Source organism: Christiangramia portivictoriae DSM 23547 (assembly GCF_000423045.1).
GTDB lineage: Bacteria > Bacteroidota > Bacteroidia > Flavobacteriales > Flavobacteriaceae > Christiangramia > Christiangramia portivictoriae.
The window spans coordinates 192,377-212,119 of sequence record NZ_AUHF01000008.1 but is presented as its reverse complement, the minus strand read 5'-3'; the positions used below and the strand labels follow the sequence as shown (position 1 = coordinate 212,119).

Sequence of the window (19,743 nt, the reverse complement as noted above, 5' to 3'; positions counted from 1 at the left end):
TTCTATAAAGGATTGGGTGTTTTTTTGTTTATACTTTTATTATTATTAATTCTTGCATTCTTGTACTATACCTGTTAGATAATCTCTCTTGCTTGTTCTTCCAGGTTCGCCCAAGGTCCTGACCTCCAAATTTCACTTTACCATTTTCCCTGAAGTTTAACTGATCTACCACTTTCATTAATTGTTCGTGCTTTGGGTTTTCTTCTGAGAATAATTTGAACTGTTTTTGTTTTGCCGGAGTGAGTTTCATAGCAATAATACCAGCCTTTTTATACTGGTAACCTTCTTTGTAGATCATCTGGAGACCAGTTAAAGCTGTTTTGACTAATGTAATGCTTGAGTTAGTTGGAATAGGAGTATATACTGATATCCTTGCTCGATACTGCTTAAGATCATTCCTGAATGGATTTGTAAATAAGAATATCTGTAGTAGAGAATAATTGCTATCCTGCCTCCTGAGTTTTTCTCCAATCTTTATAGCATATGTAGAGACTCTTTCTTTCAATTCTGCATAATCACTGTACATACTTTCAAAAGCCCTGGTGACTGCAATATTCTTTTTAAGCGGAGTAGCTTCTAACGACAAAGTGGTTAGTCCTGCTAGATCTCTTTTTAGTCGCAGGCCGACAACTGAAAATTCTTTCCGGACATATTCATCATGTAATTCTACAAACTGCTGAGCATTTTTGATATTAAGAGCTAATAGTCTCTTTTCGTATTGTCGCCCAATGCCCCACACCTCACCAATCTTAGTCCACATAAGGGCTTTCCTGGTTTTTATTGGGTCATTGATGATATGAACTCCACCCGTACGATCTGCAAATTTTTTCGCAATCTTATTCGCAACTTTTGCCAAGGCCTTTGTGGGTGCAATGCCGATACTAATCGGAATACCAGTTTTACTTCGAACAGCTTTAATCATTTCTTTACCGTAAGAATTGAGATCAAAATGTCCTTCAAATCCTTCCAGGAGTAGAAATGCTTCGTCGATAGAATAAATCTCAATATCTGGAGTGAACCTGGAAAGTATATTCATTACTCTTCTGCTCATATCTCCGTAGAGAGCATAATTGGAACTGAAAACATATACTCCATTCTTTTCAAATAGCTTTTCAATCTGAAATGCCGGAGCACCCATGGGTATATCCAAGGCTTTAGCTTCGTTACTTCGAGCAATGACACATCCATCATTATTGGACAGAACTACCACCGGTTTATTTTCCAGAGAGGGATTGAAAACCCTTTCACAGGAGGCATAAAAATTATTGCAGTCTACCAGTGCGTACATTACACATACTTGATTACGTTGGTAACTATTCCCCAGATCAGGAAGTCATTTTCTGCCGTAACCTTTATAGGTTGGTATTTCTGATTCTCAGCAACTAACCAGATGACATCTTTTTCAATTTTGATGCGCTTTACAGTAAATTCCCCATCGATAAAACATACGGCTATTTTACCATTCCTAGGCTCCAACCCTTTAGTTATGACTAAAAGATCCCCGTGTTCTATACCAGCACCAATCATTGAATCACCTTCGACTCTTCCAAAAAAGGTAACATCTCGATCTTTAATTATTTCAGAATTGAGATCTATAGATTTATCCAGATGGTCATCTGCAGGTGAGGGAAAGCCGGCTGTTATACTACCAATAAATGGAAAACTGAAAATTCTGGGAATGGCTAAATGAAGCAATAATTTCATGCTTCAAATGTAATAAAATTGGATTTAATCCAAAAAATAGGAATATATCCATTTTAAGATGATTCTTCACTTTTTGGTTTTATTAATCCAATATTTTTACACAGTCCTGACTAATAAATTCTTTCTTGTTATTAATGCATTTTGGTAAACCTGGACTTTCCACATGTTCACCCCTTTTAATTTTATCTGCAACTTCAAAATTAAGTTCAAGTAATTGAATAAGTAAAGTTTTTCGTTTGCTAAATCCGTAAGCAGCAAAAACAGAATCGTCCAGTTTTTTATGCAAATCCTTTAGGGGGCTAGCTCCAGGTTGTTCAATAAGTCGATAAATATCACGTAATGAGTAATCATATTTATTCATTATTTCATTTCGCTTTTCTCTCAATTCTCTACCAGCTAAAGCTACTCTTTTAACATCTTTAGGTTTTGGATCTTGTGGAAAGGGAAAGGTGTCCCAAATTGTGTTGGGAGTATAACTAGGGTCTCCTTTTAGGGTAGCTCCTTTTTCATGGTACCATGCTATATGAATAGAAGATTGAATTATACCAAATGTATAATCATCTTCATATGCAAAAACCATAATTGAATCATTAGGGTTAATTTTAGAAGAAATAAATTCAAAAATTGGTCGTGATGATACTCTCGAACAGGCTATAAACCTACTGATTTTAGAAAGTTCGGATTTCATGTCTTTTCTCCCGTAAGAAAGTTGCCACCAGCTTTTCAAAAAATTGATATGATGTTTATTAACCTTAGCCTTTGGATTTTTTTCAAGTAATTTCTTATTATTTTCTTCCTGGTCATTTGCCTTTTTTTCTCTATCAGGTAAAACCGTTTGTTGGATTCTATTAAAAGGTCCAGTATAACTAGCGGCCTCCATTATATCAATTCCTGTAAAATCAATAACAAATCGTTTTGGTTGACTACCTTTAGAAGAAACAAGTTCTCTTCCAATTAAAATAGGTTTCAAAACAGAATTATTATTTTCAGATTGTTTTAAAATTTCTTTAGCCTCCTCAGTTGCCAATAGAAACCCTGCATGACCATGGGTTTGTCCTTGAAAAACCTTTTTTGGTTTTCGGTTAATCTCCAAAATCTTTGCTCCGGATACGTCAGCATTCAATGAGAGGCTACTATTTATTTCTGAAACCTCATGTTCAATTTGTTCGCCATATTTATCCTCGATGTAAAGTTTTTTCTTACCGTTAAAATGTCCCTTAGTCCAGTTGGCAATAGAAACAAAAACTACTGCATCACCTGACCAGGGCTGGGAAGAAACAGCATTAAAGATTACTCCATTGTTCTTACATATATAATCTAATCCACCTTCCCTACTATAGTTTTGTCTTATGGTATTCGTACCTATCAATCCCGCAAATCCACCATCTTTCAGTACATGATGTGCTTTGTAAAACCAGTAAACACAATAATCAGCACGACCGGGGATATCCTGATAAGCACTACGCAATTTGTTTACATATTCTCCTCCATACTCATCCTGCATATTTTTATTGGATTGAAATGGCGGATTTCCAATTATTACATTAGCATCTATCCAATCTATGAACAGTGCATCTGCAAATATTATATTTTCGTCCATATTATCTAATGGCAAGGTTTCCTCCATTTGAAATCCAAGCCCAAATTGCATTGTGTCCACCCAATCTTTCGTTTCTCTAATAGCTATTTCTTTAGCGAGCATTAGAGTTACTTTTGCTAATTCAACAGCAAACCTGTTATAATCTAAACCATGAAACTGTTTGATTCTAACAATTGACTGCGTACCGATTTCAGCTGCACTTTTCGGAAAATCTTTATGTATTCTATTGAGCAATTCCATTTCGATCCGTTTCAATTCACGAAAAGCAACGTATAGAAAATTTCCACTACCACATGCGGGATCAAGAACCTTAAATTCAGCTAACTCTCTACGGAGTTGCTTCATATCTTTTAGTGTTTTAGCTTTCGCTATCTTTTCGCGCCATGGTTGAATAATAGTAGGGTGAACTATTTTGAGAATATCTAGTTCAGTTGTAAAATGTGCTCCAAAATGCATGGCGCGCCTTTTCGCCCATGCTACTTTGAAAAATAGTTCCAAAAATCGCTGGATTTACTTTGTTCCACTTTTGAGAAGCGGCTGAAAAAAGCATAGCTAATTCTTCATCCGTCAGTTCCATTGATTCAGGATTGGCAAACAGACCTCCGTTAAAATATTTCACATCCCGGAACCGTCCACCTCGTGCCTGTTCTTTAGTATTCATCTGCTGAAATAATGAGTAAATTAGATCATAAGAATTACCTTTTCCACTCTTGCAATCAAGGAGAATTTGAGTAAATATATCTTTAGGTAAAAGCTGATAATCCTCAGCAAACATTGTGAAAATGGATTGTAAAATAAAACGTTGAGCACAATTTCTATCTTCTCCTCTTTCTAATAAGGAATTAAAAACTTTAGCTACCAGGTCAGCAGTTTCCCGAGTTGCTTCTTCAAGGTTATTCTCAAATATTGGTGTAGCTGGTTTTGGCAGCATAAAATTAAATGCTGTATAACGGTCTGGAAGTTCTTCAAGCTTAATGCGATCAAGGGGTTCATCTTGTAAAGAAAAGTCGTATATAATGAACTCCTTGAAATTACAGAGAATTGAATACTTTGGTTGATCAGGTCTAAGCTTCCACCAATAATCAAATATTTGAGTTCTATGACTTGGTAAGTGAGCACCCTTTTTTTTCATTTCAATCAACACCTTGTTTTTCCAAAGCAAATCTGCAAAATTTGTGGTGTTTTTAGATTTCACACGAAATTCTAAAGTAGCTCCTGCTTCCTTATAACCGTCATGACCAAATGCTTGAAAAAACCTATCACAATAAACTTGGGCTTCCCCCTTTTCGTCACCATCTAAGGTTAATGCGTACTTTAAAAATTTATCAATTTGTTCTTTCATACAACGATTTAAGGCTTTTTTATGGTAGCAATCTAACTAAATTCTATCTTCTCCTATGAATTGATTTTTGATTGTTGATAGATCTTAATCATTACAATTTGGAGTATCATTAAAATTTACATTTTTTTCGTATTGGTTTTCTGGTGATAATAATTTGAGATAAACTTGTTCAACACCGATAATACACTGAATTACATATGGGTATTGCAAATCATTTTCTTTTAACTGACTAGAGATCATTTTAATATCTGTAGGAGAAGGTGCAGGTTTTGGTTCCGGATGAGTATGCCATTCTCCTAGGTATGTGATAGTTTTTCCACTATTCCAGAACTCATAATTTATTAATAGCTGGGCTATTTTTTTATTTCGCTGAAATGAGTGCCGTGTAGCTTTATCGAAAGAAGAGGGGAGCGAGGCTCGATTTATATAAATATGCTGGTCTCTTACCTGACCCATTAAAATTCCTCCTGCCTCTTTATCTCTTTTTTTGAGCTGGCGGTATTTCTTAAAAATTTCCAAGGTCTCTCTATTCAAAATAAGAGTATAGGGACCAAGCTTTACTTGCTTTGTCATTCAATAATTCTCTTTTCTCCAAAATAATAATTCGCTGTTTCAGCTTTTAGAGTAATTTCTAATTCTTTTGCGATTTCCAGATTTCCAATCCAAGAAAAAACATGAGTTTTATAAGCATCGGGATTTTTTAAAATTTTCGTGATATGTGGTACAAGAGCCCCTAAAAAGAATTGAACCGAATTAGGTGCATATGGGGTATAAATACTTTGACATCCTGCTTCCTGTTTGGCTAGTGCCTCGTGGGACAAGTCCTCAATTAAACTATGAATGAAGTTACCATTATTGTGATATCGTTGATAATCGGGATTCTCTGGATGGAGAAAAATACAATGGCCTGCAATGCCATACGGTTCAACCCATAGGAGAAATGTAGGTCTTGAAAAAATTTTGTACTGAAGTGCCTTGGCTATTGTTTGTTCCTTATTATATTCTCCAATACAAACAAAGAGTGCATTAGTTCTTTGGATAAAATTCGAATCCTTCTCTAAAACTTCCAATACGGATTCTGTTTTTACTTTTATAGATCGCAGGGGGTGTCGCAGGGTGAGATAATCCTTTAAAGCTTCTGTCTTTTTCCAATTAATGTATTGAAAACCTAATAGATGGCGACCAGTATTTTCTAGGCTTAAATAATCCGTATCAATCAAATGAAATAGGATTCCAGGACCATCCAAAAAATGAATTAAATGTGAGCCTATACTTCCCAGTCCGGCAATAGTATAAGATGGAGCCTCGGTCATGGGGAGACCAACAGATCGGTCCATTAATCGGGAGATAGAATAGACTTGTGGATAAATTCTTATAATGTGCTGAGTAGGTTTCACTTTAAGGAGAAACTCAAATTTTTCATTTACAGTTTTTGCCTGGAAACCCGTAACCTTTCGCAAAGGCTGATGACGCCAGCCGAAGTAACGTGTAGTTTCATTTATCACCTTTTGAAAAATAAAAAATCGAGAGTCTGGATTTTGATTATAAAAATTGATAAAATTTTTATAAAGCGCTGAATCAAAATTTTCTAGATTCTTCTTTAGTTGAATATTTGTTAAGTGGAAAGGCGGCTTCCTGAAGAAAGGTAGCTCCCCAAATACAAAAACGGGATACTGATTATATTTGATATTCTGACGTTGAAGCATTTCCTTAAAAGGCTTTATCAGGGCCTCATCCTGATAAATAACTTTCTTAAGGCTAATTGGGTTTTTATCCAGCAAAAGAACTTGAGTAAATTTACCTAAAGGTTTTTCCGCTATAATAAGATATTTATATTCTACCTGATCTTTTTTTCCGTAGGTCTGAGACCAATAAGATTCAAATTCCTCCTCGTAAGCTGACGTTGGAATTTCTTCGAGGGCTTCTTCCAAAATAGTATGAGCCCTGTTCAGGGCTTCTTTAAGCACTCGAACAGTTTCAGTCATAATTGGTTGCGCCTGATTTGAAAAAAGACATATTTTGCCATCAGATTCAACGTGAGGCCCAAATTCAAATTTTGGATAATCTACCTTGGAAACAAAGACTCTTGGAAATACTACTGGATATTCACTGGGAAACTGCACCCATAATTTAACGGGCTTCATAGAACCATCTGGAAAAATTATTTTGGAAGCTACCTCCCATAATTCCAGATCCTGTTCAAAATCAAATTTGTTTTTATGATATGATTCCAGGACTCGATATCTGATTCCTCTAAGTGCTGTTTTTAGAGCATCTATGGCTTCCTGGTAGTTGTTCATGCACTTTTATCTCTTGAACTGTTAATAATTACCGGATTGGATTGGGTATCTGAGCCTTCCATCTTATCTTTTGCCAGCTGGCAAGGGAAGCGTTTTCCTAGGTGTTCTTTCCACTTTCGACAAGCTTCCTTTTGGTTTTCAGCTGCCATTGCTTCTTTGGCGCTTTCTATAAAGGCATCAAGTCGTTCCTTAAAAAAGTTTTTCTGTTCTTGATTATAAGAGGCGAAAAGGTCTTCACCTACCGGAGATGTTGGTCTTGGACACTGAAACCCATTATTTTCAAGAAACCTTGCGATTTCTTCAAGGGTGAGTGTCATTGATTCATCATCTCGATCTGCAGGGCAGTAATTTCTGCCTGCTAAAATAGTCATAGCAATTCCGGGAGGCATATCATTATCAATATGATCTCCCCAAGCTTTAAGATAACGTACAATACGACGCAATTGGTGATCTTTTTTACGAATATCATTCAACCAATCTTTATACTCACCATAGAATTTTTCTCTCTCAAGAATAAATTCCTGTTTAAATCCTGATTCAGTTTTTTCTTCGAACCAGATTATAAATGCTACAGGATTACTTTCCGGCCACTCTTCATTTAGATGTGCTAATTCCGGTCTATGAATCTCCCGAGCGTAATATATTGGAATATCAACATGATAGTTAAAGTCATTTCCGGGACTACGGAAATGTACACGAACGCAAGGAGGTTTATCTTTAATTTCTTCATAGTTACGATCGGACTTTCCTTGTTCGATTGCACGGATTACCCAATTATGAAAGGTCTGAGCTTTAGGTCTTTGATGTTTTGATAATTGTCCGAAAAAGTATAGTCCATCATCTAAGTCATATTCACAATCCTTATTTTCTGGATTAATAATTGTATCCATAACATAAGAACCCTGACTTTGAAAGGTAATATCATGCCTGGTTTCTCCAGAAGATTTGATGATATTATAACCCGATTGAATACGTTTCCTCAGGTCATTTCGACGTTTTCGTAATTTCTTTCTTCTTTTATCGGTGAGTCGGATTTCTTTGTTGAATTCAATAAATAAATTATTACAATTGGCCATCTACTTTTGTTTTGTATGATTTTTCTGTTTCGAAATAGGCTTTTATTTCTTCTGTTTTCTTATATATGTCAGCTTGATCCTTTCCTTTTCCTTCCATGAGATCAAGCGCATCAGGAGTGGCTACATCTAATTGTACCAGGCTTTCTTGTTGACTGCTAACTTTAAAACTAGGAATTCTGTTATACTCAATATTTAAATCGGGTAATTTCTGAAGTTTCGACATGAAGAAATCAGTAAAAAAACTTTGTCCAGTGAGTGAAGTCTCAAATAGGTCATTTCCCCAATGATAAAATGATCTTTCTCGTTTCATCCGAGTAGGTTTTCCATCTGTTAAGGTTAAACTACTTAGTGATAGTATTTTTACAGAATCATATTTTTTAGGTAAATTTTTTTTATCAAATCCTTCTCCTACAAAATAATCCAGAGCCTCTAATAAACCTGTTAAAGTTGGGTTGTTTGACCAAACTCCCCCGTCTACAAATTGTTTATTGTTGTACAGAGGGATATCGACCATTGGGAAGTATGTTGGTGCGGCAGAAGTAGCCAATGCTACGTCTACCATCTTACATTCATTATCCCGATCTAAATCTCCTTCGGGATGGTCATATTTAAAGACAAAAGGCCTAGCTTCCGTAACAGTATAAGTAGGTATGCATAGAAGATTATGTGAATCTCCTATAGTATGTTCTCCAAAAATGTTTTCGAGAGCCTTTCGCAGGGGTTTGTCAGAATATTTTCCTGTACCAATAATTTGACTTAGAAAACGACGAGATACTTTTTTTCCGAAAAAATTATAATTTTTTGATTCAGGAAAAATTTTTGGTCCTTCTTTCTTATAAAATTCAACTAAATCTCTTGCTGGAATTTTTAAGGAGAGCCCTAAAGCAATTAGTCCACCAGTAGATGTACCACAAATCATATCAAAATGATCCGATATATGACAATTAAATTTAGATTCAAATTCTCGTAGAATGGTTGCAGAGTACAGGCCTTTAATTCCTCCACCATCAATAGATAATATTTTAAAATTCTTTTTTTTTTGATTTCCAGTATCCATTATCTAATAAGTATTTTAAAGGAAGTTATTCCTTTGGAAAGAAACATGTCAAGAGTATTAAAACAGTCAAAAAAGTAATTCTATCAATAAGGTTTATTTGAGTTTTGGTATAAAAAATCAGAACTTATTCTTTTCTTTTTTATGATTGCTGATTGAAATAGCGACCCTGAAAAACGAAAGTTCCATTGTACAAATAGAATACAGATATACTTTTTTTTTAACAATATTTAATCTCCTTTTCTATGTTTATGCGGTTTAAGAGAAGATGTATTACCCGGGGTCTTTTTATTATCACGTTGACGCCTGTCCGGTTTACCGGTTGATTTAGCAGTCCTTTTTGGACCTGGCTTAATTCCCATAAGATTATTTTTTTGTTAAATAAAGATTGCAAAGCATAAAATTAAAGGAAAATTTCAATGCTTCTATAAAAGATTTGCATGACTTCTCAACATTTTCTTAGAATTATTAACTAAAATTGATTCCAAAGTTGTTAGCAATATTAGATTGATAGATTTCACAGCAATTACATAGCAGATCACCAGACTGTAGGAATTTGTAGAGTTCTTCCCTATTGCGAACAATAATATGAAATGAGTTTTGGCAAGTTTTACAATCATTAATTTCATAAACTGCATAGAATTTTGCATTTCTGAACTCATTAAACGAATAGGTGTTTTTATACCTATTCAGAAATTCTTCTTCTGAATAAATAAAACCTTCAATCGTACTAACGGTTTTAATTGCAAAATACATATCAACCATCTTTTGAGTTTCTAAATTGAGACTGGGACCGATATAAACTTCTTTCTGTTTCATGATTTTACTTTAAAATGATAATATGTTTTTACAATATTGTGATTTTAATGGAATACTATAAAGCAATAAAGAGGCATTAAAGCAATACTATATTATTGTAATATAGGTTTATAGTTTTATTTCAATATGGCGTTTGATAATGTTTTTAAATGACTCAAATTAATTGATTTCGCTTCGCTCAATAGGTTTTCCCTATCGTTTTTTAAGCAAAAGCATGATTGGCTAGGAAAGCCTTTCTATAATCTATAGCATCATTTTTCAAATGTAGTTGGGTGAAAGATATGCTTGATGATAGATACATTCTTATTTGTATATCCATGTTTTCTATAATGGTTAAGGTAACTATCATCTTTATAAGAAGATTTGTAAGGGGCACTGAAAATATTAAATCTATGTTGAACCCAGAAGGTATCATAGCCTCTCTCACTTAATTCCTCCAGTTTGGCGTATGAAAGTCGCTTATTTCGGCTGTCAAGTTCAATTGCAATTTTTCTACCGTTAGGATTAATAATTATAAAATCTACAATACCGTATTTCTTCTTGTATTTATTTTTCAGGCTCTCTGAGAAGTCAAAATCTTCCTCACATTTCAATCCTAATTCAAGCCTTTCACACGTTTCTTTTATAGATAATTCAATAGCGCGGGTACATCTTTTTTTCAGGGTAGGGTATTCATCTTTATCAATTTTTTCGGGATCAGCCTTTTCAATATCGTCCATTATCTGGATCATTATTTCAAAGGAAGTTAATGTTGGTGTTTGTGGATTCAGGTAATTCATAATATTCAGTTTTAAATTAGTTAGACTTCAATCCTTTCTTTTTTCGTGCATAACTAAAAAGCCTGTTAAATCCTGATAAAGACGTATATAAAACGCAGTGGCTTTATGCCGTCTTCAGGATTTTACAGGCTAGTTTTGCTAAAGAAAAAAGAGGTGAAGTCTACTATAAACTGGACTACTATAAATTTACCAATTGCTAAAAATATAATTATTCATCAAAGATTTATTCAAAATAATAAACAGATAGATATAGAATTTGAATCATGTCTTCTAATTTAAAATCTATGATAACGGATAACTTTGTTTCAGGAATCTCTTGATTTTTGCCTTTTCATCAGGATCTGTACTCTGAGAACTCCAGGTTGGAGGTTTTAAACCTTGATCCTTGCAGTAAGTTACTAGCCACCTAGCACAGGCTAAGCCATTGTTTACCGAATCACCAAGGTCGGTATCAAAACATATAGCGTCGGGTAATCCATTTTTTAGTATCCAGTTTTTGAACTCAAATTTATTTTTCACCCAGACTGCATCAACGTTACGCCCGATGGGGCTATAGGATAACCAGTCCATTCTCTTATCCAATGGGTTTAGGCGATCGTCTAACCATAAAAGAGTCTTAGGTTTAGTTTTATTATTAAATAATTTTTTTTTCTGCTTTTCTGGTTTTACGAAGGTTCTGATTCTTGTTCTTTGAAAAAGATTATAGATTTCAGAAAATAAACCATTAAAATTGGCACAAATAAATAGAGATCTTATTAGGATTCTTTTGCTAAACACACTCATTAAAAATATCGTTTAATAGCTATCCTGCTTACACCGATTTGTTACTATACTTATATTTATTTCTTATTTAAGTTCTAATAAAATGATTTTGGGGTAAAAATTTGGGAAGTCACTTGTTAGTAGATATTATTATTTTTCTTCTTTTATTTTTTCAAGCTTGTTGAATCGGATTAATAATATTATTAATAATGTGAAAATTGATCCTATAAATAAAATTGTAAGTTTATTTTCATTCCAAATAGTTAGATAAAAATCTCGGTGGAGATAAAGTGATCTACAAATAACTACCATTAAGACTAACCCTAAACTTTTAAAAGCATTATTCTCCATAATATTTCTTTAAAAACCAGATAGCTCGAAATGTGCTTGAAAATTTAACCCCTTTGAAAATCAGTGAGAAGTATTTATTTCGAACCATCTGGATAAACTAATACAAACTTTTTATCACGTATTTTTAAATTGTGTTTCTTAAATCTTCAAATGCTGAAAGTTTGATACGTCGAACTTTATTTAAATGGTTTTCAATTTTTAAACGCAATAGTACATGTTCGTTTAAAAATGCGTGGTCGCATTGAATATCTTCGCATTCCTTTTTTTCTTCCAATTTGGGTTGGAATGTTTTACAAGCTTGTTTAATTATACCACTAGATACTTTTAAGTCTTTGAATTGATTTAAAAGATGATTAGCATCTGTTTTAGAAGCTTTTGTTTCTTTAACTATCAAAGAATTAAGAATTTCTAGATAAAAATTAATTTCTTGCGCAATAAAATCTAATTCAGATTTCCACTGATTAATTTCATTTTGAAGTCTTATCACTTCTATTTCTTCTTCATTATGATGTTCCTGAATGCTGTTTACCATAATTCACTTTCATTAATTCCGGTTCAATTTGTTTTACTTTTTTAATATGTATATGGCTTTCTCCTAGTGGGAATGTCCATGTGATATTATCGCCTTGTGCATAACCAAATAGTGCCAACCCCATTGGAGCCAGGACAGATATTTTATCTTTTCTGATGTCTCCTTTTTCGGGCGTAACAATTTGGTATGTTCTCTCAACTGCGAAAGGTGTTTCTATAGTTACCAGGGAATTTAGACGAATCACATCTATAGGCATTTTGGCATTAGAAATAATCCTCGCATCTTTTAATTCCTCACTTAATTTATATATTGAAGCCTTATAGGAATTATCCTTATAATATTTGGCAAGGGACATGATTTGTTTTAGAAATTCATATTCTTTCTTATCAACAATTAATTCTCCGTATTTCATTTTAGTTTTTCTTTAATTCAACATTATCTATGGAAATATTCCTCTTTGTTTATAAGCGGTTTCTACCCTAGATATGGCCAGAATAAAAGCAGCTGTTCTCCAATCAACATTGCGTTTATTTACTTCTGAATGAATCTTATGGAAATTCTCGGTAAGTTTTTTCTCAATTTTCGCCATCACTTCTTCTAATTGCCACAACTCCCCATTTCTATTCTGTAACCATTCAAAATAACTTCCAATTACTCCGCCTGAATTGCAGAAAATGTCTGGTATAATGGTTACACCTTTCTCTATCAAGATTTGTTCTCCTTCCTTATCAGTAGGTCCATTAGCGCCTTCAGCCAGAATAGAAGCTTTTATTTTAAAAGCATTTTCAGCAGTGATTTGGTTTCCTAATGCTGCAGGAATTAAAATATCACAGTCCAATCCAAAGAACTCATTAGATTCGATTTCATCTGCACCTTGAAACCCTTTTATTGATCCTTTCCTTGGTTCACAATGTTGCGCTAGAGCTTGTGTATCTATTCCACCTTCATTATAAAGTGTAGCGTGTGCATCCTGCACAGCGATTAATTTAGCACCATCTTTGGTCAAAAAATGAGAAGCCCAATACCCAACATTACCAAATCCCTGGACTATAAATTTCTTATTACTTAAATCCTTTTCTTCTGCTGCCAGCAATAATTTTATAGATAGATAAACCCCAAATCCGGTAGCACGGTCTCTACCTTCTAATCCCCCTGCACCAACAGGCTTTCCCGTTACCACATGTTGATTATGCGATCGCTCTGAAGATGATATGGTTGACATATAAGTATCTACGATCCATGCCATGGTTTGTGGATTGGTATTAACATCTGGAGCCGGAATATCATGCTCTGGGCCAATATTTTCACCTAATGCATAAGTGAAACGCCTAGTGATCCTTTCTAATTCCGAATCTGAATAATTTCGAGGATCTATTTTGATGCCCCCTTTAGCACCTCCAAAAGGAAGACCAGCCAATGATGTTTTCCAGGTCATCCACATCGCAAGTGCCTTGGCGGCATCAATATCCACGGTATCGTGGTAACGTAAACCTCCTTTGTAGGGCCCTAATGCGTTGTTATGCTGCACTCGGTAACCTGTAAAAACTTCTACTTTTCCATTATCCATTTTTACTGGAAAATGCACGATAATTTCATTGTTAGTAATACCCAAAATCTTTCTAATGTTGGGATTCAAATCTATCATATCGGCCGTTTTATTGAACTGATGCATCACGGTCTCGTACATAGATTGTTTAATGGCTTTTTTAGTGTTTATCATTATATATTATTGAAAGTGTTCACAAAATAATTTCCTGTTATCTTTCCAGGTGCAGGTTCTGCGATGGTCGCAATTAAAGCACAGCCCTTTAAGCATATCCTGGGGTAATCCTTTTAAGTGCTTTTTATGTGGAATGTTGGCCTTTATTTTTCCGTTAGTCAAATTCATTCTATCATAGATTTATATTTTCTCATATACAGAAAGTCAAATGCTATGCCCAGAATAAATAAACAATAAAGCCTTAGTTGTAATAACCAGGTAGTAAGGGTGTTACGCGTGTATTATATTTGGAATCGAATTTTATAAGCGGGGAGAAACGCCCCGGTGGGGGAGAAAAGTACCGTTTGGAGTATGGTCTTTATTTAAGTTTTTTTCGGAGAGTTTTCCTGTCAATTTGAAGAATTTCTGCAGCTTTTGTTTTGTTGTTATCTACGCTAGCCATAATTTTTAAAATATGCTCTTTTTCAACCTGCTGCAATGATTTTGAATTAGATTCGAAGTTTGGGGTAGGATACTTGAGATAATCAGGAAGTTGTTTTATATCTATACTTTTTTCACTCATTATAAGCGCCCTTTGAATAACATTTTCTAGTTCTCTTACATTTCCTGGCCAATTATGACGTTCAAGTATTTCCATTGCTTTTTCTGTAATTTCAGTCCCAGGTTTGGCATATTCTGTAGCGTATTTTTTTAGGAAATTTTTTGCAAGCAAAGGAATATCTATTTTATGATCTCTTAATGGAGGCGTTTCAATTTGCATTACATTCAGGCGGTAATAGAGATCTTCCCTAAAAGTACCCTTTTTTATCATTTGTTTAAGATCGCTGTTAGTAGCGGCAATAACTCTGACTTCAATCTTCTGTGCTTTTTGCTCACCAATACGTCGTACTTCTTTTTCCTGAAGCACCCTTAATAATCTGGTTTGTACCGAAAGGGGAGCGGTACCAATTTCATCTAGAAAGATAGTGCCACCAGCAGCGGCCTGAAAAAATCCTTGTCGGTTATCATTAGCTCCTGTAAAGGCCCCTTTTTTATATCCGAAAAGTTCAGATTCTAATAGTTCTTCCGGAATAGCTCCACAATTAACCGCGATAAATGGATTAGCGGCAAATGAACCCTTATAATGTATAGCTCGAGCCACCAATTCTTTTCCCGTTCCACTTTCCCCCTGTATAAGTACAGTAGCACGGTTATTTTTCACTCGTTCTATAAGATCAATTAATTGTTCAATTTTTTTAGATTGTCCTACAATCCCAGCATATATATGGAGTTTATTAATAGGCAAAGGATTCTTTTCAGAACTTAGCGATCTCTTAGGAAGTGAATTTTCAACAGCCTTTAGAAGTTCTTCTTTAGTAAATGGCTTTACTAAATAATCAAGTGCGCCAGATTTAATCGAATTCAAAGCACCGTCTATAGAAGGATAACCCGTTATTACCAATTTAGGTACCTTGGGAAAATGTTCTTCTACATATTTAATAAGTTCCATGCCACCAATTCCTGGCATTTGTAAATCTGTAATGAGAAGATCTACTGCGTTAAATTTTAAAATATCTATAGCTTCAACTACAGATGCTGCCTGGTATGAGTGAAAATTCTGCTCATGAAGTTGGCGCTGCACTAATTCTAGCATATCATAATCATCATCTACAATGAGAATATTCGCTTTTTTTAGTGCCATAAGTTATAGCTTTAAGGGTAGTTTTATTTGAAACACCGTCCCATTAGGTTTATTGTCAAAAGTAATGATTTCCCCTCGATGACTTTTAATTATTCCGTGAACTACACTCAAGCCAAGTCCAGAACCTTCGCCTACAGGTTTAGTGCTAAAAAAAGGTTGGAATATTTTCGATTTTAAGTTTTCCGGGATTCCTGGCCCTTCATCCTTTATTTCTAAAATAAAATGATCGGAATAACTTGAAACTTCTATATTTATTATGCTGCCTACGGGTGAAACATAGATTGCATTGATCAAAATATTGAATAAAACCTGAGTTAGTTGGATAGTATCTATTTGTGCTTCTAGAACCGGGTTGTCAATTTTGAAGTTATAGGAGATTCTTGCTTTCTCTATATTAGGAGTTAATAATTTTAAAGCCTGATCTATGATCGGTTTTATTTGAATAACTTCTTTATGTTGAGGCATCTCGCAAGCGAAAAACATCAGTTTTTTTACAATATCTCTGGAATATATCGCTGCTTTTATAATTTTTTCAGAGTCCTTCTGAGTTTGATTTTCTTTTGAATTGGATTCTATCAATTCGGCAAAACCAAGAATATTTCCCAATGGAGTATTGAGTTCATGAGCTATTCCGGCAGTAATTTCGCCTAATATTGATAGACGGTCATTTCGTTCCGCACTTCTTTTTAATAGTTCTTCCTTTTTTACATTTTCTCGACGCTCAAAGAATTCACTTATCTCGATTGCAATCTTATTTAAAAGTTTCTGTTCTTCTTCTAAAAAATGGGCATTGCTTAATTTATCGGTGTTATAATAAACTTTTATAAAGCCTTTTCTCTCATTGAAGAGTAGAATATTACTTTGTTGAAAAACTGAATTTACTGGAATGGTAGAAGTGAATATATTATAGTCTTCAAATTCTAATTGAACAATGGCATATTCTGGAAATAACCACGCCCTTTTTGTGATGCTGCAAATTTCTTCTAGGGTTTCCGAGACTGAATCAGAATGTTTACGGATCGCAGAAGATACCTCGTAAAGACAGGAAAGTTCTTTAACCCGCTCTTTCAGTTTTTTGGAGATGGAGATTTCATTTGGCATGCAATAATGTTTATAATGTTAAAGGTCTGGAATTTCTATCATCTTTCCATTTTCAGATTTACCCAAAACTACCACTTCCTTTGATACTTTATATTCTTCAATTGCGAGTATTAGTTGGCCTAAGATCAGACGCCGAAACTGAAATTTCATTTTCTTTTGGATCAATTTGTGTTTTTTAATCGGCCAAACACTGGCATTTAAGAGTAAACTTTAGTATTAATGGCTGTATTATAATTTTGGATTCCAGCCTAATCCAACAAACATCAGTATTGTCACTTGTTTCTTGCGGTTTAATGTATCTATCGAAATGATCTCGAATTTAAACTTTAGAACTAAAAGAAGATGGCGAAGAATAACAAAGTATTTTATCCAAACAACTATCAGCATTATAGTACCATTATATAAGTATTTTTAAGAGATAAATGCCGCTAATTGCTTGAATATTTGCATATAATCTTAAAAATGAATTATGGAAATTACATGGAAAGGGGTCATGCCCGCTGTTACCACCAAATTTACGGCAGATGATAATCTAGACTTGGATATGTTCAAAAAGAACATTCACGCCCAGCTGAATGCAGGGGTAAATGGAATTATCCTCGGTGGAACCTTAGGCGAGGCAAGTACACTACTGGCTGAAGAAAAACGGGAGTTAACCAGATTTACAAAAGAAATTGTTGGCGATCGCATTCCTGTAATTATGAATATTGCTGAACAATCTACAAAAGGAGCCATCCAGGCTGCAGAAACTGCTGAACAAGACGGAGCTTCAGGCCTAATGATGCTTCCCCCAATGCGCTATTTAGCAGATGATAGGGAAACTGTAGAATATTACAAGGAAACTGCTAAGAGTACCTCTCTTCCAATTATGGTTTACAATAATCCTGTAGATTATAAAATCGAGGTTAGTCTTGATATGTTCGAAGAACTACTCAAACAAGACAATATTCAGGCTGTAAAAGAATCTACACGAGATACTTCGAATATCAGCAGGATAATTAATCGATTTGGAGATAGGCTTAAGATTTTAAGTGGGGTAGATACTATAGCCTTGGAAAGTTTAGTGATGGGAGCTGATGGTTGGGTGGCTGGATTGGTATGTGCCTTTCCAAAAGAAACGGTCGCTATTTATAATCTCGTTAAAGCTGGTAGGATTGAAGAAGCATTAAAAATATATCGTTGGTTTCTGCCAGTTTTAGAGCTGGATATCAATGCAAAATTGGTTCAGAATATTAAGATGGCTGAAGTAGCCACGGGAATTGGAACCGAGAACGTGCGAGCACCGCGTTTATCTTTAAATGGTAAAGAGCGTGAAAACGTTCAGAATATCATAGATACAGCCATGGCATCTCGGCCAAATGTTGAAGAATATTTATCTGTTTAATAGAAATTATAAGATATGTTAACAGGAAAAAATTATGTGGGCTATGAGCTCTCTGCGGAAAACACTTCCGTATTTGAATCAATTAATCCGGCAACTGAAGAAAAAAATGAAAAATTTCATATTGCTACAAATCAAGAGGTAAATCAGGCGGTTAAAAAAGCCCAAATTTCTTTCTTAGAATATTCAGCTAAAACTGTAGAAGAAAGAGCCGGATTTTTGGAAGCAATTGGTCACGAGATTTTAGAATTAGGTGATGAATTGATTATAACTTATTGCCGGGAAACTGGTTTACCCGAAGCAAGGGCAAAAGGAGAAATGGGCAGGACTATAGGACAATTAAACGCATTTGCTTCTTATATTAAAAATGAGAATTGGAAAAACAGTTTTGAAGATAAGGCAGATCCTAAAAGAATTCCAATGCCAAAACCAGCCTTGCTTCTTACTAGCATTCCAATTGGCCCAATAGCGGTTTTTGGTGCCAGCAATTTCCCACTGGCTTTTTCCACAGCTGGAGGTGATACAGCCAGTGCATTAGCAGCGGGTTGTCCGGTAGTGGTGAAGGGGCATCCTTCGCACCCGGCTACTGGAGAACTGGTAGCTTCAGCAATTATCCAAGCTGCGAAGAAAACTGGAATGCCAGATGGTGTTTTTTCACATTTAAATAGCAATAACATAGAAGTAGGGACATTTTTGGTAAAGCATCCCAAAATTAAAGGGGTTGGTTTTACCGGAAGTTTGAAAGCGGGACGTGCCTTGTATGATCTTGCTGCAAAAAGGGAAGAGCCAATCCCGGTATTTGCTGAAATGGGTAGTGTAAACCCTGTAATAGTTAGTGCAGCAGCGATGGAGAAAAGAGGTAAGGAGATTGCACAGCAACTTGCCGGCTCTTTTAATCTTGGAGCAGGTCAATTTTGTACGAGTCCGGGGATAATTTTTACTGTGGAAAATGATAAGCTAGCCGATTTTGAGAAAGAACTGGTGTCGGCCAATTCCCAGATCGATGAGCAATGTATGTTAAACCAAGGAATTAAACAGGCTTTTATCAAGGTAAAGAATGATTTTATATCTAATTCTAATATTACTGTATTAAGCGAAGCTGGAGATAAGGATGGAAATATGGTAGCAGGAATTATCGTAAAAATAAATGCTAAAAATTTCTTTGAAAACAATAGACTGCAGGAAGAGGTATTTGGCCCGTTCACCATGTTGGTTACATGTGATAATCTGGAAGAATTAAATAAAGCGGTAGAAAGTTTACAGGGGCAACTTACAGCCAGTCTGATCGCTGAGGAAGAAGAATTTAGTGATCTTAAAAAGACGGTACAGTTAATTCAGCATAAAGCAGGTAGGATAATTTTCAATAGTATGCCCACTGGAGTTGAAGTTTCACCGGCAATGACACATGGTGGGCCTTATCCTGCCTCTACCGATAGCAGGTTTACTTCCGTAGGAATTTCAGCGATCAATAGATGGCTGAGACCAATAAGTTTTCAGGACTTTCCAGAAGCATTACTTCCTTAGTTCATTAAATAAGTATT

At 34.9% G+C, this 19,743-nt stretch carries 18 protein-coding genes; 2 read left to right on the top strand and 16 right to left on the bottom strand.

The genetic code is table 11. The annotated features are described in order from the left end of the window. Positions 1 to 28 precede the first annotated feature (28 nt). The 16 genes from G529_RS0107585 to G529_RS0107505 form a co-directional block, all read right to left on the bottom strand. The gene (locus G529_RS0107585; protein WP_026914960.1) at positions 29 to 1,288 is read right to left on the bottom strand and encodes a Y-family DNA polymerase; all 1,260 of its coding nucleotides are present in this window, start codon (positions 1,286 to 1,288) and stop codon (positions 29 to 31) included. After that, the gene (locus G529_RS0107580) at positions 1,288 to 1,704 is read right to left on the bottom strand and encodes a LexA family protein (RefSeq protein ID WP_026914959.1); all 417 of its coding nucleotides are present in this window, start codon (positions 1,702 to 1,704) and stop codon (positions 1,288 to 1,290) included. Before G529_RS0107580 ends, G529_RS0107585 begins: the two co-directional genes overlap by 1 nt. A gap of 82 nt (positions 1,705 to 1,786) precedes the next feature. After that, positions 1,787 to 3,802, bottom strand: a complete 2,016-nt coding sequence (locus tag G529_RS15635; RefSeq protein WP_211220658.1) for a DNA methyltransferase — start codon at positions 3,800 to 3,802, stop codon at positions 1,787 to 1,789. Further along, complete coding sequence (locus G529_RS16660) at positions 3,732 to 4,646, bottom strand: type IIL restriction-modification enzyme MmeI (protein ID WP_211220657.1); 915 nt, start codon at positions 4,644 to 4,646, stop codon at positions 3,732 to 3,734. The genes G529_RS15635 and G529_RS16660 overlap by 71 nt, the downstream gene beginning before the upstream one ends. An 84-nt stretch (positions 4,647 to 4,730) precedes the next feature. After that, the gene (locus G529_RS16165) at positions 4,731 to 5,219 is read right to left on the bottom strand and encodes a Mov34/MPN/PAD-1 family protein (protein WP_051201387.1); all 489 of its coding nucleotides are present in this window, start codon (positions 5,217 to 5,219) and stop codon (positions 4,731 to 4,733) included. Further along, positions 5,216 to 6,946, bottom strand: a complete 1,731-nt coding sequence (locus G529_RS0107565; RefSeq protein WP_026914958.1) for an E2/UBC family protein — start codon at positions 6,944 to 6,946, stop codon at positions 5,216 to 5,218. The genes G529_RS16165 and G529_RS0107565 overlap by 4 nt, the downstream gene beginning before the upstream one ends. Further along, positions 6,943 to 8,022 carry a CBASS cGAMP synthase gene (locus G529_RS16160; RefSeq protein ID WP_051201386.1) on the bottom strand — a complete coding sequence of 360 codons (1,080 nt, stop codon included), beginning with the start codon at positions 8,020 to 8,022 and terminating at the stop codon, positions 6,943 to 6,945. Before G529_RS16160 ends, G529_RS0107565 begins: the two co-directional genes overlap by 4 nt. Continuing rightward, a complete protein-coding gene (locus G529_RS0107555) occupies positions 8,009 to 9,079 on the bottom strand; it encodes a CBASS cGAMP-activated phospholipase (RefSeq protein ID WP_026914957.1) in 1,071 nt (356 codons plus the stop codon). Before G529_RS0107555 ends, G529_RS16160 begins: the two co-directional genes overlap by 14 nt. A gap of 465 nt (positions 9,080 to 9,544) precedes the next feature. Then, the gene (locus G529_RS0107545; RefSeq protein WP_026914956.1) at positions 9,545 to 9,895 is read right to left on the bottom strand and encodes a hypothetical protein; all 351 of its coding nucleotides are present in this window, start codon (positions 9,893 to 9,895) and stop codon (positions 9,545 to 9,547) included. Positions 9,896 to 10,146: 251 nt separating this feature from the next. After that, the gene (locus tag G529_RS0107540) at positions 10,147 to 10,674 is read right to left on the bottom strand and encodes a hypothetical protein (protein WP_026914955.1); all 528 of its coding nucleotides are present in this window, start codon (positions 10,672 to 10,674) and stop codon (positions 10,147 to 10,149) included. Positions 10,675 to 10,956: 282 nt separating this feature from the next. Then, entirely contained in the window at positions 10,957 to 11,457 is a 501-nt protein-coding gene (locus tag G529_RS16805) for a cyclic-phosphate processing receiver domain-containing protein (protein ID WP_051201385.1), read from the bottom strand. A 454-nt stretch (positions 11,458 to 11,911) separates the two neighbouring features. Next, a complete protein-coding gene (locus G529_RS0107525; protein ID WP_026914952.1) occupies positions 11,912 to 12,319 on the bottom strand; it encodes a hypothetical protein in 408 nt (135 codons plus the stop codon). Next, positions 12,291 to 12,731, bottom strand: a complete 441-nt coding sequence (locus G529_RS0107520; RefSeq protein ID WP_026914951.1) for a GreA/GreB family elongation factor — start codon at positions 12,729 to 12,731, stop codon at positions 12,291 to 12,293. The genes G529_RS0107525 and G529_RS0107520 overlap by 29 nt, the downstream gene beginning before the upstream one ends. Positions 12,732 to 12,758: 27 nt before the next feature. Then, a complete protein-coding gene (locus tag G529_RS0107515) occupies positions 12,759 to 14,039 on the bottom strand; it encodes a Glu/Leu/Phe/Val family dehydrogenase (protein ID WP_026914950.1) in 1,281 nt (426 codons plus the stop codon). A gap of 358 nt (positions 14,040 to 14,397) precedes the next feature. After that, positions 14,398 to 15,720: a sigma-54-dependent transcriptional regulator gene (locus tag G529_RS0107510; RefSeq protein ID WP_026914949.1), complete on the bottom strand. Its 1,323-nt coding sequence runs from the start codon at positions 15,718 to 15,720 to the stop codon at positions 14,398 to 14,400. A 3-nt stretch (positions 15,721 to 15,723) separates the two neighbouring features. Beyond that, the gene (locus G529_RS0107505; RefSeq protein ID WP_026914948.1) at positions 15,724 to 16,821 is read right to left on the bottom strand and encodes a sensor histidine kinase; all 1,098 of its coding nucleotides are present in this window, start codon (positions 16,819 to 16,821) and stop codon (positions 15,724 to 15,726) included. Positions 16,822 to 17,290: 469 nt separating this feature from the next. On the opposite strand from G529_RS0107505, the gene G529_RS0107490 reads away from it, so the two are divergent. Together G529_RS0107490 and G529_RS0107485 are read left to right on the top strand one after the other, a co-directional pair. Next, on the top strand, positions 17,291 to 18,205 hold the full coding sequence (locus tag G529_RS0107490) for a dihydrodipicolinate synthase family protein (protein ID WP_026914947.1): 915 nt from the start codon (positions 17,291 to 17,293) through the stop codon (positions 18,203 to 18,205). Between the two features lie 15 nt (positions 18,206 to 18,220). After that, complete coding sequence (locus tag G529_RS0107485; protein ID WP_026914946.1) at positions 18,221 to 19,726, top strand: aldehyde dehydrogenase (NADP(+)); 1,506 nt, start codon at positions 18,221 to 18,223, stop codon at positions 19,724 to 19,726. Positions 19,727 to 19,743: the final 17 nt, after the last annotated feature.

Excerpts from the sequence above, each read along its gene's own strand:
- G529_RS0107485 (WP_026914946.1), top strand. The coding sequence starts at position 18,221 with ATGTTAACAGGAAAAAATTATGTGGGCTATGAGCTCTCTGCGGAAAAC.
- G529_RS16165 (WP_051201387.1), bottom strand. The coding sequence starts at position 5,219 with ATGACAAAGCAAGTAAAGCTTGGTCCCTATACTCTTATTTTGAATAGA.
- G529_RS0107525 (WP_026914952.1), bottom strand. The coding sequence starts at position 12,319 with ATGGTAAACAGCATTCAGGAACATCATAATGAAGAAGAAATAGAAGTG.
- G529_RS16160 (WP_051201386.1), bottom strand. The coding sequence starts at position 8,022 with ATGGCCAATTGTAATAATTTATTTATTGAATTCAACAAAGAAATCCGA.
- G529_RS0107545 (WP_026914956.1), bottom strand. The coding sequence starts at position 9,895 with ATGAAACAGAAAGAAGTTTATATCGGTCCCAGTCTCAATTTAGAAACT.
- G529_RS0107580 (WP_026914959.1), bottom strand. The coding sequence starts at position 1,704 with ATGAAATTATTGCTTCATTTAGCCATTCCCAGAATTTTCAGTTTTCCA.
- G529_RS0107540 (WP_026914955.1), bottom strand. The coding sequence starts at position 10,674 with ATGAATTACCTGAATCCACAAACACCAACATTAACTTCCTTTGAAATA.
- G529_RS0107505 (WP_026914948.1), bottom strand. The coding sequence starts at position 16,821 with ATGCCAAATGAAATCTCCATCTCCAAAAAACTGAAAGAGCGGGTTAAA.
- G529_RS0107565 (WP_026914958.1), bottom strand. The coding sequence starts at position 6,946 with ATGAACAACTACCAGGAAGCCATAGATGCTCTAAAAACAGCACTTAGA.
- G529_RS16805 (WP_051201385.1), bottom strand. The coding sequence starts at position 11,457 with ATGAGTGTGTTTAGCAAAAGAATCCTAATAAGATCTCTATTTATTTGT.
- G529_RS0107490 (WP_026914947.1), top strand. The coding sequence starts at position 17,291 with ATGGAAATTACATGGAAAGGGGTCATGCCCGCTGTTACCACCAAATTT.
- G529_RS0107515 (WP_026914950.1), bottom strand. The coding sequence starts at position 14,039 with ATGATAAACACTAAAAAAGCCATTAAACAATCTATGTACGAGACCGTG.
- G529_RS0107510 (WP_026914949.1), bottom strand. The coding sequence starts at position 15,720 with ATGGCACTAAAAAAAGCGAATATTCTCATTGTAGATGATGATTATGAT.
- G529_RS0107520 (WP_026914951.1), bottom strand. The coding sequence starts at position 12,731 with ATGAAATACGGAGAATTAATTGTTGATAAGAAAGAATATGAATTTCTA.
- G529_RS16660 (WP_211220657.1), bottom strand. The coding sequence starts at position 4,646 with ATGAAAGAACAAATTGATAAATTTTTAAAGTACGCATTAACCTTAGAT.
- G529_RS0107555 (WP_026914957.1), bottom strand. The coding sequence starts at position 9,079 with ATGGATACTGGAAATCAAAAAAAAAAGAATTTTAAAATATTATCTATT.
- G529_RS0107585 (WP_026914960.1), bottom strand. The coding sequence starts at position 1,288 with ATGTACGCACTGGTAGACTGCAATAATTTTTATGCCTCCTGTGAAAGG.